This window comes from Actinomyces howellii, assembly GCF_900637165.1.
GTDB lineage: Bacteria > Actinomycetota > Actinomycetes > Actinomycetales > Actinomycetaceae > Actinomyces > Actinomyces howellii.
The window spans coordinates 634,057-648,580 of sequence record NZ_LR134350.1 but is presented as its reverse complement, the minus strand read 5'-3'; the positions used below and the strand labels follow the sequence as shown (position 1 = coordinate 648,580).

Sequence of the window (14,524 nt, the reverse complement as noted above, 5' to 3'; positions counted from 1 at the left end):
ACCCTCCCCCAGCATCCCAACGATCAGGCCGGGTGCACGCCCCACCCCGGTGAGAAAACCTCATTGATGGGCTCGACGAGGACGCCTACTTCGAAAACCCTGATGCCCCCGGCGCCGCCTCGATCCTCTCGGTGTTTCCACGCTCTCTCCCGCGCGGCGTGAAGGTCGTGACAGCCTCGCGCCCCAACCCTCCGGTGCCGACGGACGTGGTGTGCGAGGACCGGCAGACGGCACGGTCGGAGGACCTGGAGCCGTCGCCGCATGCTGAAGCGAGTGTGAGCCCGGAACAGGTCAGGGAGTTCTTCGGTCACCGGTTAGGGCTCCCGATCGGTACCTTCCTCGCTGCTTGTGAGGGGATGCTGACGGCGCAGGACCTCCACGCCCTGGTGAGTCGAGGTGGCGATTCTGTCACGCTGGGGGAGGTGGAATCCTTTGTGGCCGGCGAGCTGGGACGGCTGCTTCTGCCGACCGATATCAGTCGTGGGAAGCGCACGGTCATGGCCTACCAGCTGGGCCACGACATGGTGCTTCGGGAGGTGCTCAGGCGTGTTGATCCACTCAGCTTTGGTGAGGGGGATGATCTCGAGGACGAGCAGTGGTGGGCCGAGCTGCGCATGCGCGCCCTGCGGTCGAGTCGCGAGGCTATCGTGGAGTGGGCGTGGGATCTGACCAACCAATACGGCTGGTCGGACACGACGCCGTCCTATCTTCTGAGCGACGGATACCAGGCGGTTGTGCGGGACGTTCTCGGAGACGAGGGTGTTCCTGAGCTGCTCGCTCACTCTGCACGCAATGACGAGATCGTTCGACGCTACGGTGGCGCGCACCGCTCCTTGCGCGCCATCGACGAGACCGCTGGCGCGTTGTTGACATCGTCCGACAGCAACCTATCTGAACGTCTGCTGGAGGATGTGCTCGCTATTGCAGAGGAGCGGGCACGGTTGGCCCGCGGAAGCATATATGTTCCCGGCCTGCTGAGCCTGAGCGTAGATTACTTCGATCTCGAACCTCAGGTGCTCCTCGACCGGCTGCTGAGTATCGACGACATGAATAATCGGGTCGATGCTATCGTGGAAGTTCTTGACAGCGTGATATATGGAGGGCAACGCCGATACTATAGTGAGTGCATCTTGAAGGCTCTCGACTCCGTCGGCGAACAGGAAGTTGTGCGAGCGGACAGTGTTCGTATATCTCGAGCGACGGTGCTTGCTGGTCTTGGCAGAATGGAAGAGGCTGAATCGGTGGTCGCCTCGGTGGAGGCGCCAGCATGTCGTTCCGAGGCATTCGTTGGTGTGGCATGGGTGCTGGTTGAGGCTGGTAAGACGGACCAGGCGTTGGAGGTCGCGACCCTGGCGGAGGAGGCGGCCGCCGCTGAGTCTGCTCTGGGGCGGCAGGCGGAGGCGCTGGTTGGTGTGGCGCGGGTGCTGGTTGAGGCTGGTGACAAGGCCAGGGCACTGAACGCTGCCAGGCTTGTGGATGATCCGTGGCTCCGGGCGGAGGCGCTGGTTGGTGTGGCACGGGTGCTCGTTGAGGCTGGTGACTCCGACGGGGCGCTGGGGGTTGCGACCCTGGCGGAGGAGGCGGCCGTCGCTGAGCCTGCTCTGGGGCGACGGGCGGAGGCGCTGGTTGGTGTGGCGCGGGTGCTGGTTGAGGCTGGTGACTCCGACAGGGCGCTGAAGGTCGCAGTGTTGGCGGAGGAGGCCGCGGTCGAGTCTACTTTGGCGTGGCGGGCGGAGGCGCTGGTTGGTGTGGCGCGGGTGCTGGTTGAGGCTGGTGACTCCGACAGGGCGCTGGAGATCGCGACCCTGGCGGAGGAGGCCGCGGTCGAGTCTGCTCCGTGGTTTCGGGCGATGGCGCTGGTTGGTGTGGCGCGGGTGCTTTCGGGGGCGGGTGACACGATCAAGGCGCTGGAGGTCGCGGAGCTGGCAGAGGAAGCCGCAGCTGAGTCTGCTCCGGGGCTGCGGGTGGAGGCGCTGGCTGGTGTCGTGCGGGTACTGGCTGAGGCTGGAGACGCGGACAAGGCGGCGGAGGTCGCGGAGCTGGCGAAGGAGAAGGCCTTCGCCGAGCCTGATCGGTTGCGGCGAGCAATGGCGCTGGTCGATGTCGCACGGGTGCTGGCTGAGGCTGGAGACGCGGACAAGGCCATGGAGGTCGCGGAGTTGGCGGGCGAAACGTCCGCTGAGTTTGATCCGTGGCTGCGGACGGCGGCGCTGGCTGGTATTGCGGGGGTGCTGGTTGAGGCGGGTGATCCGGTTAAGGCGGCGGAAGTCGTGGAACTGGCGGGCGATACGGCTCTTTCTGAGTCTGATTCTTTGCGGCGAGCCGAGGCCTTAGTTTGTGTGATGCAGGTGCTGGCTGACGCGAGTGACGCGGTTCAGGTGCTGAAGGTCGCGGAGCTGACGAAGGAAACGGCCGCTGTCGAATCTGATCCGTGGCTGCGGGCGGAGGTGCTGGCCGGAGTGGCTCGGGTGCTGTCCGAAGCCGGGAGAGCTGAGCGTGTCATGAGTATTGTCCGAGACGAACTCCGGTGGGCCGATGGCGTCACGGAGCGAGGCGGCGCCGCCGAGTACTGCGGACGACTCGCCAGCATCTGCGTCGACGTCGCAGATGCCCCAGGAGTGACCGAGGCGGAGATCTCGGAATGGCACGGCTCGGCTCGGGGCTTCCTGGCCCGCTCCTGGCTTTTCGGGGCCTCGGTCTGGGAGCACTTCGACGTGTTGTCTCGTGTTGCCCCTGACCTGGCGTGTCGTCTCATCGACGCACGACTGCTGAGCGGGCACACCTCCGTGTCAGGTCGGTGAGAGTGCCGAGGTGAGACAGGAGCCGGGCACGACCACGGTGCGACTGAGCGGCTCGTCGCGCCGGCATGAGGCCTGCGAAGGCGTCAAGACCCCTCGCGGTCAGGCCCACAGTCTCGTGGGGAAGCGCCTCCTGGCCAGTGCTGCGCCGTCCTGAGATCGGAGGGCCGTGCACGATGCGGCGATCTCGAGGTGTCACTTGTCCCGATCTCGAGGTGCCATAAGTCCCGATCTCGAGGTGGGGGGCTGGGCGGGTGGCGGGCGGGTAGACTGCCTGGGAGGCACGGCATGTGCCGCCACGTCTCGGCAGCCGGCGGGCCACCCCGGTGGCGTCGAGGCGCAAGCCATCAACCTGAAAGGTTCTCGATGTCGATCCGTCGCGTCGCCCTGCTCACCGCGGGCGGCTTCGCCCCCTGCCTGTCCGCCGCCGTCGGCGACCTCATCGAGCGTTACACCGAGGTCGCTCCCGAGGTCGAGATCATCGCCTACCAGTACGGCTACCACGGCCTGCTCACCGGCAACTACGTCGTCATCGACGACGAGGCCCGCAAGACCGCCGGCACCCTGCGCGAGTTCGGCGGCTCGCCGATCGGCAACTCCCGCGTCAAGCTGACCAACGCCAAGAACCTCGTCGAGCGCGGGCTGGTCGCCGAGGGCGTCAACCCCTTGGAGTTCGCCGCCGAGCAGCTGCGCAAGGACGGCGTCGACGTCCTGCACACCATCGGCGGGGACGACACGAACACGACCGCCGCCGACCTGGCCGCCTACCTCCACGACAACGACTACGAGCTGACCGTCGTCGGACTGCCCAAGACCATCGACAACGACGTCATCCCCGTGCGCCAGTCCCTGGGCGCGTGGACGGCCGCCGAGGAGGGGGCGGGCTTCGCCTTCAACATCATCGGTGAGCACCGCTCCAACCCGCGCATGCTCATCGTCCACGAGTGCATGGGGCGCAACTGCGGCTACCTCACCGCCGAGACCGCCCGGCGCTACCACGAGCTGCTGGCCACGAAGAGCTGGGCCCCCGCCCTGGGCCTGACCCGCGAGCGCTGGGACGTCCACGCCGTGTTCGTCCCCGAGGCCAAGCTCGACATCGCCGCGGAGGCCGAGCGCCTCAAGGCCATCATGGACGAGCAGGGCAACGTCAACATCTTCCTGTCCGAGGGCGCTGGCGTGCCCGAGATCATCGCGGAGATGGAGGCCGCCGGCCAGGAGGTCCAGCGCGACCCCTTCGGGCACGTCAAGCTCGACACCATCAACCCCGGCCAGTGGTTCGCCAAGCAGTTCGCCTCCCTCATCGGGGCCGAGAAGGTCATGGTGCAGAAGTCCGGCTACTACTCGCGCGCCGCGGCCGCCAACGCCGAGGACCTCGCCCTCATCAAGCAGATGTGCGACCTCGCGGTCGACTGCGCCCTCAAGGGAGTCTCGGGGGTCATCGGCCAGGACGAGGAGAACGACGACGAGCTGACCGCCATCGCCTTCCCGCGCATCGCCGGGGCCAAGCCCTTCGACATCACCCAGCCCTGGTTCACCGCGCTCATGGCCGAGATCGGCCAGAGCGTCGAGGCCGCCGAGGTCGCCCCCGGGCACTGAGAGGCTGAACGGCGTCGCTGAGGGGAACTGACCGAGGCCCGCGGCAGGCCCTCTCCGACAGCGCGCCTCCCAGCGTGCCTCCCAGCGCGCCTCCCGGAGTCCAAGGAGTCCAAGGCCCCCGCGTCCCGCTCTGCGGCGGGATGTGGGGGCCTTGCACGTACCTCACCTATGCTGGCGGCCGTGATGAACGACCTCAACGCGCCCCGCGCCGCCGTGCCGAGCTGGCGTGCGCGCCCCGCGTACCAGCAGCCGTCCTACCCGGACGCCGCCGCCCTGGAGGCCGTGGGCGCGGACCTGCGCTCCCGTCCGCCGCTCGTCTTCGCCGGTGAGGTCGACGCCCTGCGGGCGCAGATGGCCGCAGCCAGCCAGGGGAGGGCCTTCGTCCTCATGGGCGGGGACTGTGCCGAGTCCTTCGAGGACTCCTCGGCCACGTCCATCAGGCTCAAGGTCCAGACCATCCTCCAGATGGCCGCGGTGCTCACGTACGCCGCCTCGACGCCCGTGGTCAAGATCGGGCGCATGGCCGGGCAGTATGCCAAGCCGCGCAGCGCCGACACCGAGACCCGTGACGGCGTCACCCTGCCGTCCTACCGCGGCGACTCGGTCAACGACCACGCCTTCACCCCCGAGGCCCGCGTCCCCGACCCCGCCCGCATGCTCGAGGCCTACCTGCGCGCCGGCACGACGCTCAACCTCATCCGCGCCTTCACGATGGGAGGGTACGCCGACCTGCGCGAGGTCCACTCCTGGAACCGCGGGTTCATGGCCAACCCCGCCTACAAGCGCTTCGAGTCCTTCGCCGTCGAGATCGACCGGGCGATGCGGTTCATGGAGGCGGCCGGCGTGGACTTCGACGCACTGCGCCAGGTCGACTTCTACGCCTCCCACGAGGCCCTTCTGCTCGAGTACGAGGACGCGATGATCCGCCAGGACTCCCGCTCCGGGCGCCTCTACGACACCTCGGCCCACCTCCTGTGGGTGGGGGAGCGCACCCGGGGCGCGGGGGACGCCCACGTCGCCCTCCTCGAGGGCGTCCACAACCCGGTGGGCGTCAAGATCGGTCCGACGACGAGCCGCGACGAGCTCCTGGCCCTCATCGACCACCTCAACCCCAACGGCGACCCCGGGCGCCTGTCCCTCATCACCCGCATGGGGGCCCAGCGCATCCGCCAGGCCCTGCCGGCCCTTGTCGAGGCGGTCCAGGCCGACGGTCGACCGGTGACCTGGATCACCGACCCGATGCACGGCAACACGATCACCTCCGACAACGGCTACAAGACCCGTCGCTTCGACACGATCATGGCCGAGGTCCGGGGCTTCTTCGAGGTCCACCGCGAGCTGGGGACCGTGCCCGGGGGCATCCACGTCGAGCTGACCGGGGACGACGTGACCGAGTGCCTCGGCGGTGGCGAGCAGATCGACGAGGCCGCCCTGGCCCGGCGCTACGAGACCCTCGTGGACCCCAGGCTCAACCACCAGCAGTCCCTCGAGATGGCCTTCGAGGTCGCCGAGCTGCTGCGGGGCTGACCCCGGGGCCGGGGGCTCGACCAGGTGCCCGACCGGGGGCTCGCAGCGGCTCGGAGCCGGGGCTCACACGACGGTGAGGGTGACGGTCGAGCCCTTCCTCACGCTCGTGCCCGCCGCGGGATCGGTCGAGCGCGCCGTGCCGAACAGCCCACCGAGCACGTGGGAGATCTCGACGACGAGGCCGGCGGCCTCCAGCGCCGCGGTCGCCTCCTCCTCGCTCATCCCCGTCACGTCGGGGACGGTGACCATCTCGGGTCCCTTGGACACGACGAGGTCGACCGTGTCGCCCTTGTAGTACCCCACGGCCTGGGCCTGGGGGTCGGAGGAGATGACGAGACCCTGCGCGACCGTGTCGGAGTAGGCCTCGGTCGTCGCCCCCAGGGCGAGCCCTGCTGCCTCGAGCGTCGTCGTCGCGTCCTCCAGGCTCATGCCGGTCACGTCGGGGACGGTCGCGGGCTGGCGGCCGCGGGACACGACGATGGCGACCGCCGTGGAGTGGTTGACCACCGTGCCCGCCCCGGGGTCGGAGGAGATGACCTGTCCCTGCGTGACGTCCTGGGAGTAGTCCTGCGTGACCGCCCCCAGGGCCAGTCCCGCCTCGGAGATGGCGGTGGTGGCCTCCTCCTGGGTCATGCCCGTGACGTCCGGGACCTCGACCTGTTCGATACCCCGGGAGATGACGGCGGTCACGGCGTCGCCCAGCCGCAGGCGGATCCCCACCTCCGGCGAGCAGGAGATGACCAGCCCGGAGGCGACGGTGTCGGAGTAGGCCCGTGTCGGCGCGCCCCACACCAGGCCCCGGCCCTCGACGAGCGCCTTGGCGTCGTCCTGGCTCAGGCCCCGGATGTCGGGCACCGCGACGGTCCGTCCGGGGCCCTTCGTGACGTACCACAGCCCCGAGGCGCCACCGCCCAGGACCACCAGCGCCCCGACGGCGAGCACCGCCCTGCGGCGGGGGGAGCGGCCGGAGCGCCGCGCCACCCGGGTGGTCTCCTGGTTGTCGGCACTGCGGTCGAGCTCGTCGCGCGCCAGGGCGCGGGTCGTGGAGTCGCTGCCCGCTGACCGGTCCTGGGGGCCGATCGAGCCGATGGGCAGGGACACGGTGCGCATGCCGGCTCCCGGTTCGGACCCGTCCTGGGCGTCGTGGGCCTGGGACTGACCGGACTCGTCGGCCTCCTGCGAGCCGCTGGATCCCTCCTCGCCCTCGCCCTGCACGCCCATGGCCGTGCGCGCGGCCTCGGCGTTGGCCGTCAGGACGTCCTGGGCGCGTCCTGCCCCCGGCCTCCCCGCGCGCTTGACCCCCAGCTCGGCCTCGTCAAGGCCCGCGACGGTCGTGCGCAGCAGGCTCAGTGCCTCGTCGGCCTCCTCGAGCCGCTCCTGGGGGTCGCGGCGGGTCATGGCGGCGACGAGCTCGTCGACGCGGCGCGGCAGGCCGGGCACGAGCGCGGAGGGTGCGGGGATGTCCTCGTGGACGTTGCGGAAGGCGATCTGGATGGGGGAGTCGGCCGCGAAGGGCTGCTCGCCGGTGAGCAGCTCGTAGACGATGATCCCCACGGAGAACACGTCCGCCCGCGGGGTCGAGGCTCCTGAGGTGATGAGCTCGGGGGCGAGGTAGGCGGCCGTCCCCAGGACGTTGCCGGTCGTCGTCTGGGTCGCCTCGGTCACGGCACGGGCGAGACCGAAGTCGGCGACCTTGGCCACCGCGCCGTCGGCGGGAAGGAGGACGTTCTCGGGCTTGATGTCCCGGTGGACCAGGCCCGCGCGGTGGGCGGCGCCCAAGGGGCGCAGCACCTGGGCGGTCAGCCCCAGGGCCTCACCCACCGTCAGGGGGCCTGAGGAGATGAGGTCGCGCAGGTTGGTGCCCTCGACGAGCTCCATGATGATGTAGGCCACCCCGTCCAGGCCGCCCTGGTCGTAGACGGCGACGACGCCGGGGTTGGACAGCCGTGCCGCCGCCCGGGCCTCGCGGCGGAAGCGCGCGACGAAGTCGGGGGAGTCGGCCAGGTGGGGGTGCATGAGCTTGAGCGCGACGACCCGGTCGAGCCGCCGGTCGTGGGCGCGGTAGACCGTGGCCATCCCGCCGCGCGCCACTCGGTCGACGATCTCGTAGCGAGAGTCGACCAGCCGACCGATGAGGGGATCCTTGACCACGGGCAGAGTGTAAGGTCCCCCGCCGTCGCCCACGGTCACCGCCGCGCAGCCCCTCAGGCCCTCCGTGAGGTCAGGAGAACGGACAGCTCGTGCAGGTCCTGGACGGTGGCGGCGTCGAGCTCGCTGCCTGCGCTCTCCAGCGCCCTCAGGCCCTGGTGCAGGTGGGTGTCGATCTCCTCCTCGACGGCCCCCAGGGCGCCGCAGCCCTCGATCAGCGCGGCCGCCCGGTCGACCTGGTCGGGGGTGGCCCGCGGGTCGGACAGGACCTCGGCGAGCAGCCGTCGGCCCGGGGCGTCGGCTCGCTGCCAGGCCAGCGCCACCAGGACGGTCCGCTTTCCCTCGCGCAGGTCGTCCCCGGCGGGCTTGCCCGTGACCTCGGGGTCTCCGAAGATGCCCAGGACGTCGTCGCGCAGCTGGAAGGCCACCCCTGTGGCCTCACCGAAGGCCCGCAGCGCCCGGTAGCGCGGGTCGTGAGCCGGGACGCCTCCCAGGAGCGCGCCGATGAGCAGGGGGTGCATGACCGAGTACCGGGCGGACTTGTGGCGTACGACCCGCAGTGCGGTCCGGCGCATCGCCTCTCCTGCGGCCACAGGGTCCTGCCCGGGGTCGGGCAGGTGCTCGACCTGTGAGCGCACGTCGAGGAACTGGCCGACGGCGACCTCGGCGGTCATGTCGTCGAAGGCCTCGCGGGCGGCCAGGGCGTGGTCGGGCGATCCGCCGCCCGCCACGTGCGCGGCCCCCGCGGCCCCCATCTCCGCCCCCGCCACCGACAGGAGCAGGTCGCCGGCGAGGATGGCGGCGCTGCGCCCGAAGAGGGCGGCCTCACCGACCATTCCCACGGCCCGGTGGGAGGCGGCGAAACGCTCGTGCGTGGCCGGCCTGCCCCGGCGCGTGAGCGCGGCGTCGATGACGTCGTCGTGGACGAGCGCGCTGGCCTGGTACAGCTCGAGGGCCGCACCAAGGCGTTGGGCCGTCGGGCCCGTCAGCACCGCGTCGCGCTCGTGGCCCTGCGCGGACAGGGCGACGCCGACCGCACCGAGCACAGCCCGCATCCGCTTGCCGCCCTCGAGCTGGTCCTCGGCCGCCTCGAGCAGCTCGGCGTCGACCGGTGCCGGCCCGTCGAAGCGTTCCCGCAGGCACCGGAAGACCTCTGCGATCCTGTGGTCGACGCCCTCGCGCACCTGCGCCATCGTCGTGGTGAGGTTGCTCATGGCGCTCAGGGTAGCCGAGCCGCCAGCGCCGCCACCGCCCGTCCGAGCGCTGTGCCGGGACGGCCGGGAGGGGAATAAAGGCTACAATTGAAGGGTTGTCTGCGTCGGTGGCGTGCGTCGGGTCCCACGACGCCGCCTGATCCGGCACCTCCGCCCCCGCGAAAGGAACTCCGTGGCTTCTTCCACCGCTGTGCGCAAGCGCACCGAGCGAGCCGACGACGTCGACGAGGCCCCCGAGGACAACGAGGACTTCGACCTCGACGAGGACTTCGACGTCGAGGAGGCTCCCGAGGACTCGGAGGACACCGATGACCCCGGGTCCGACGATGACGATGATGACGTCGACGAGGACGACGAGGACGACGAGGACGACGAGGAGTACGGCTCCCAGGACGAGGACGACCTCGACGACGAGGAGGGCGCCCAGGACCCCCGGGCCCAGGAGGAGCCCGCTCCCGAGCTGCGCGACTACTACCTCGACGTGAGCCTGGAGGACAACGGCGACGGCACCAAGCGTCGCCCCTTCAACACCCCTGAGGCCCTCAAGGGCGTGCGTCTGGCGCCGGGGGCGACGCTGTTCGTGCGCAGCCGCACCGTCGTCGAGGGCCTGGAGATCGCCGGCAACGGGACGCTCGAGGACCCCATCACCCTTGCGCCCTACGGCCACGGTCCTGTGCCCCGCTTCGTCATCCCCGACGAGGAGGAGCCGGTGGTCGCGCGGGACTTCCTGACCCACAACGGGTTCATCTTCCGCGGCTGGATCATCAAGGGCATCAAGATGTCGCCCTCGGTGGCGGCGCTGACCGGCGAGCTCGACCGCATCCGCCGGGAGGAGGCCGAGAAGGCCGCGGGCAAGAAGTCGGGCCGCCGTCGCGGCGGGGACAAGGACAAGGACGGCTCCTTCACCGTCTCGGACACCGACGAGGCTGACGAGCCGGCGCAGAAGGTCGTGACGGCGGGCGCCACGGCGGACCCGGTCAAGGACTACCTCAAGCAGATCGGCAAGGTGGCCCTGCTCAACGCCGCCCAGGAGGTCGAGCTGGCCAAGCGCATCGAGGCAGGCCTGTACGCCGAGCACCTGCTGGGCACCGAGGGCAACGACCTGGAGGCGAGGTACCGCCGCGAGCTGCACTGGGTGGCCCAGGACGGCCAGCGGGCCAAGAACCACCTCCTCGAGGCCAACCTCCGCCTCGTGGTGTCCCTCGCCAAGCGCTACACGGGGCGGGGCATGCTCTTCCTCGACCTCATCCAGGAGGGCAACCTCGGGCTCATCCGGGCCGTCGAGAAGTTCGACTACACCAAGGGCTACAAGTTCTCCACCTACGCCACCTGGTGGATCCGCCAGGCCATCACCCGGGCCATGGCCGACCAGGCCCGGACCATCCGCATCCCGGTGCACATGGTCGAGGTCATCAACAAGCTGGCCCGCGTCCAGCGCCAGATGCTCCAGGACCTGGGGCGCGAGCCCACGCCCGAGGAGCTGGCCCTCGAGCTGGACATGACCCCCGAGAAGGTCATCGAGGTCCAGAAGTACGGTCGGGAGCCGATCTCGCTGCACACCCCCCTGGGTGAGGACGGCGACTCGGAGTTCGGTGACCTCATCGAGGACTCCGAGGCGGTCGTGCCCGCCGACGCCGTCAGCTTCACCCTGCTCCAGGAGCAGCTGCACGCCGTGCTCGACACGCTCTCCGAGCGCGAGGCCGGCGTCGTCTCGATGCGCTTCGGCCTGACCGACGGCCAGCCCAAGACCCTCGACGAGATCGGCAAGGTCTACGGGGTCACGCGCGAGCGCATTCGCCAGATCGAGTCCAAGACGATGAGCAAGCTGCGTCACCCCTCGCGCAGCCAGGTGCTGCGCGACTACCTCGACTGACCCGACGCCGTCGTGCTGCTGCTCGAGATCCTGGGTGTGGTCACCGGGACCGCCTGCGTGTGGCTGGCGGTGCGCCAGAACGTGTGGACCTTCCCGGTCGGGCTCGTCAACAACGCGTGCTTCCTGGCGATGTACTGGGTCGCCGGCATCCGAGCCAACGCCCTGCTCCAGCTCGTCTTCGCCGCCCTGGCGGTACTGGGCTGGAGGTGGTGGCTGCGCGGGGACCGCGGTGACGGGCCCCTGCGCGTCCACCGGCCCTCGACGCCGGCCCTGGCGGCCGTCACCGGCGCGACAGGGGCCTGCGCGCTCGGTCTCGTGGCCCTTGTCGGGGCGACGACGGAGTCCCCGACCTGGGTCCTGGACGGGGTGACGACCGCGACGTCCCTGGGCGCCCAGTTCATGCTCGGGCGCAAGTGGGTCGCGAGCTGGTACCTGTGGATCCTCACCGACGTGCTCACGATCGCGATGAACCTCACCGCCGGCCTCTACCTCACAGCCGGCCTGTACGCGCTGTTCCTGGCCCTGTGCCTCCAGGGCCTCAGGCAGTGGCGCCGTCAGCTGGACGGCGCCGGGCAGACACCGCCCGGATCCGCGCGAGGGCAGATCGGGCCCGCCCCGGCAGCCCCGGCACCCCGGTCCCACGCAGCGGGTGTCGGTCTATGAGCCCCCGGACCCCCCGCGCGTCCGCGGACCGGCCCCTGAGCCACGGACTCGTCGTCGGCAAGTTCTACCCGCCCCACGCCGGGCACCTCAACCTCGTGCGCCACGCCCTGTCCCGCTGCCGGACCGTGACCGTCGAGGTCCTGTCCTCCAGCGCCGAGTCGCTGCCCGGGGAGCTGCGCGCGGCCTGGCTGCGCGAGCTGCTGCCCACCGCTCGCGTCGTCCACGGCGTCGATGACCTCGAGGTCGACTACGCCAGCGAGGCCGCCTGGCAGGCCCACGTGGGGATCATGCGCGACCTGCTCGACCCGGCTGACGGGCCCGTGGACGCCGTATTCACCTCGGACTCCTACGGCCACGAGCTCGCCGCGCGCCTCGACGCCACCTGGGTGCGGGTCGACCCCTCCCGCCTGGGCCTGCCCGTCAGCGCCCGTGCCGTGCGCGCCGACCCGGCGGGCCACTGGTGGGCGCTGCCCGCCCCCGTGCGCGCCTGGTACGTCCGCCGCGTCGTCGTCCTGGGCGCCGAGTCCACCGGCACGACGACCCTGTCGAGAGTCCTGGCGGCCCGCTACTCGACCCCGTGGGTGGCCGAGTACGGCCGCCAGTGGTCCCAGGACCGCCCGGGAGGACTGGAGGCCCCGTGGGTGAGCGCGGAGTTCGACCTCATCGCCCAGGTTCAGGCGGGCTTGGAGGACGAGGCTGCCAGGCGCTCCCCGGTGCCCCTGCTCGTGACGGACACCGACGTCCTGGCCACGGCGGTGTGGCACGAGCGCTACGTCGGCTCGCGCTCGGCCACCATCGAGGCCCTGGCCGCCCGCCGCAGGCCGGACCTGTACATCCTGACCGGTGACGACATCCCCTTCGTCCAGGACGGGCTGCGCGACGGCGAGCACATCCGTCACGACATGCACGCCCGGTTCCGCGAGGTCCTGTCCGACTCGGGAGTGCCGTGGATCGAGGTGCGCGGGGACCGCGCCCGGCGTTTGGCCGCGGCCACCGCGGCCGTCGACGCCCTCGTCGAGCGCCCCCGAGAGCTGTCCGCACCGCTGCCGGAGCACCATGTCGGTGCCTGCGCGCTGGGGAGCACCAGTGCCGCCACGCCTACCGAGGAGCTGCCATGACCGTCCCCTACGGCCACGTCCCGAGCTCCCCGGTGGTGCCCGCCGCCCACCGGGCGGGGCGCACCACCTCACCCGGGGCCCTCGACGTCGCAGACGTCTTCGCCGAGTCGGCACCCCCGGCGCAGGGCCCGTCCCTCGATGAGAAGCTGCGGCGCGCCTACTACTGGATGGTCAACGAGGCCGTCATCAGCCCCCACTACGACGTCGAGTTCGATGCTCCCGGGCAGGTGGCCCAGACCTCCGTGGCCCTGGGGGAGACCGGGGCCTGTCTCCGGCTGCCGACCGGGCCCTCCTACTCCTCCTTCGTGCTGCTGCCGCTGCTGACCTTCGCCGTGCGGGGGCGCTGCCTCCTTGTCGGCGGCCCGGGCCGCGGCAAGACCACGTCGGCGGTGCTCATGGGGGTCATCGCCGGCTACCCGCTCGCGCAGGTGCGTCGTGCGATGCAGCACGGCCACCCCCAGCTGACGGTGTCCGACCTGTTCGGCGCCCCGTTGCCGCGCGACCTCGTCAGCGCAGGCTCCCTGTCGGAGGTGGAGGTCTCCTGGCGCTCCTGGCTGAGGATGCGGGTCAAGATCGTCGACGAGTACAACCGCATCCCCACCCGCACCCAGTCGGCGCTGCTGACCGTCCTGTCCGACGGCTACGTCGAGTCCTACGACCAGGTCCTCGACACCGGTGACGCCGCCTGGTACCTCACCGCCAACGACGACCTCGGCGGCGGCACCTACGAGGTGGTCGAGGCGCTGCGCGACCGCATCGACGTGACCGTCCAGGCCCTGGGCTTCAACTCCCGGTTCCTGCCCGGGCTGCTTGCCCGGGCCGAGAGGGGGACCCACCCCGAGCGCCACGTGCCCACCGAGATCGTCTTCTCCGACGCCGAGCACGAGGAGCTGTCCGCCCAGGTGCGGGCCGTGCCGATCGAGCCGGGCACGCTGCGGCGACTGGCGTTCTTCGCGTCCCAGCTCGAGGTCTGCGAGCGTGCCGCCTCGCAGTTCGAGTACCGCTCGAAGGACACCGCGCGCCTGGCTGGCGGCGACGTCGCCGAGCTCGCCGCGCGCACGACCGGCCGCGACCACCTCACTGACATCGGCGACCAGACCCTGTCGGGCATGTCCGTGCGCGCCATGCACACCGCCCTGACCTACTCCAAGGCGATGGCCTACTTCCGTGGGAGCCCCAGGGTGGGCCTGGACGACCTGCGCGCGGTCCTGCCCTTCGTCCTGCGAGACAAGATCCAGCCCAATCTCGACAGCCCCGCCTTCGCCACCGAGGAGGGCGCCTTGCTGCGCTGGGACCGCGTCGCCTGGCTGCGGGGCCTGTTCGACCAGGCGTGCCACGCCTACGACGCCGCCCAGCTCGACGCCGTCGACCCGGTGGGGGAGCTCCTTGAGGAGCTGCACGCCGGCCTCGACGGGGTTCCCGCCGCTCAGGTACGTGCCCGCCTGGCGCGCATCGAGCACGAGCTGCGGGCTCTGCGCGACCCGGGCAAGCTCTACGGTCACGTCTTTGAGGACGCCATGGCCCTGAAGTACGCCCACCAGCGCTACTCGGCCTATCTGTCCTGGCTCAAGTGGTCGGGGAGATGAG

At 70.8% G+C, this 14,524-nt stretch carries 9 protein-coding genes; 7 read left to right on the top strand and 2 right to left on the bottom strand.

Going from position 1 to position 14,524, the window contains the following annotated elements:
* The first annotated feature begins 158 nt into the window (after nucleotides 1-158).
* From EL245_RS13145 to EL245_RS02730, 3 genes are all read left to right on the top strand, one after another.
* Nucleotides 159-2,801: a tetratricopeptide repeat protein gene (locus EL245_RS13145; RefSeq protein WP_161512762.1), complete on the top strand. Its 2,643-nt coding sequence runs from the start codon at nucleotides 159-161 to the stop codon at nucleotides 2,799-2,801.
* 363 nt (nucleotides 2,802-3,164) lie between these two features.
* A complete protein-coding gene (locus tag EL245_RS02735) occupies nucleotides 3,165-4,394 on the top strand; it encodes a pyrophosphate--fructose-6-phosphate 1-phosphotransferase (protein WP_126381754.1) in 1,230 nt (409 codons plus the stop codon).
* 183 nt (nucleotides 4,395-4,577) lie between these two features.
* Entirely contained in the window at nucleotides 4,578-5,921 is a 1,344-nt protein-coding gene (locus EL245_RS02730; RefSeq protein WP_232009844.1) for a class II 3-deoxy-7-phosphoheptulonate synthase, read from the top strand.
* 63 nt (nucleotides 5,922-5,984) lie between these two features.
* Here EL245_RS02730 and pknB read toward each other — a convergent pair whose 3' ends face one another.
* Together pknB and EL245_RS02720 are read right to left on the bottom strand one after the other, a co-directional pair.
* Nucleotides 5,985-8,072, bottom strand: coding sequence for a Stk1 family PASTA domain-containing Ser/Thr kinase (gene pknB / locus EL245_RS02725; protein WP_126381752.1), 2,088 nt, complete (start codon nucleotides 8,070-8,072; stop codon nucleotides 5,985-5,987).
* 53 nt (nucleotides 8,073-8,125) lie between these two features.
* On the bottom strand, nucleotides 8,126-9,283 hold the full coding sequence (locus EL245_RS02720; protein WP_126381751.1) for a polyprenyl synthetase family protein: 1,158 nt from the start codon (nucleotides 9,281-9,283) through the stop codon (nucleotides 8,126-8,128).
* A 172-nt stretch (nucleotides 9,284-9,455) separates the two neighbouring features.
* On the opposite strand from EL245_RS02720, the gene EL245_RS13545 reads away from it, so the two are divergent.
* From EL245_RS13545 to EL245_RS02700, 4 genes are read left to right on the top strand one after another with little or no spacing between them, the layout of a single operon-like run.
* Entirely contained in the window at nucleotides 9,456-11,156 is a 1,701-nt protein-coding gene (locus EL245_RS13545) for an RNA polymerase sigma factor (protein WP_126381750.1), read from the top strand.
* Between the two features lie 12 nt (nucleotides 11,157-11,168).
* Complete coding sequence (gene pnuC / locus EL245_RS02710; RefSeq protein WP_126381749.1) at nucleotides 11,169-11,819, top strand: nicotinamide riboside transporter PnuC; 651 nt, start codon at nucleotides 11,169-11,171, stop codon at nucleotides 11,817-11,819.
* Complete coding sequence (locus tag EL245_RS02705) at nucleotides 11,816-12,937, top strand: AAA family ATPase (protein WP_126381748.1); 1,122 nt, start codon at nucleotides 11,816-11,818, stop codon at nucleotides 12,935-12,937. The genes pnuC and EL245_RS02705 overlap by 4 nt, the downstream gene beginning before the upstream one ends.
* Nucleotides 12,934-14,523, top strand: a complete 1,590-nt coding sequence (locus tag EL245_RS02700; protein ID WP_126381747.1) for a MoxR family ATPase — start codon at nucleotides 12,934-12,936, stop codon at nucleotides 14,521-14,523. The genes EL245_RS02705 and EL245_RS02700 overlap by 4 nt, the downstream gene beginning before the upstream one ends.
* The last annotated feature ends 1 nt before the right edge of the window (nucleotide 14,524 follow it).

What these genes read in the sequence shown, in the direction of transcription:
- EL245_RS02700 (WP_126381747.1), top strand. Translation starts at nt 12,934, where the DNA reads ATGACCGTCCCCTACGGCCACGTCCCGAGCTCCCCGGTGGTGCCCGCC.
- EL245_RS02730 (WP_232009844.1), top strand. Translation starts at nt 4,578, where the DNA reads ATGAACGACCTCAACGCGCCCCGCGCCGCCGTGCCGAGCTGGCGTGCG.
- EL245_RS02735 (WP_126381754.1), top strand. Translation starts at nt 3,165, where the DNA reads ATGTCGATCCGTCGCGTCGCCCTGCTCACCGCGGGCGGCTTCGCCCCC.
- EL245_RS02705 (WP_126381748.1), top strand. Translation starts at nt 11,816, where the DNA reads ATGAGCCCCCGGACCCCCCGCGCGTCCGCGGACCGGCCCCTGAGCCAC.
- EL245_RS02720 (WP_126381751.1), bottom strand. Translation starts at nt 9,283, where the DNA reads ATGAGCAACCTCACCACGACGATGGCGCAGGTGCGCGAGGGCGTCGAC.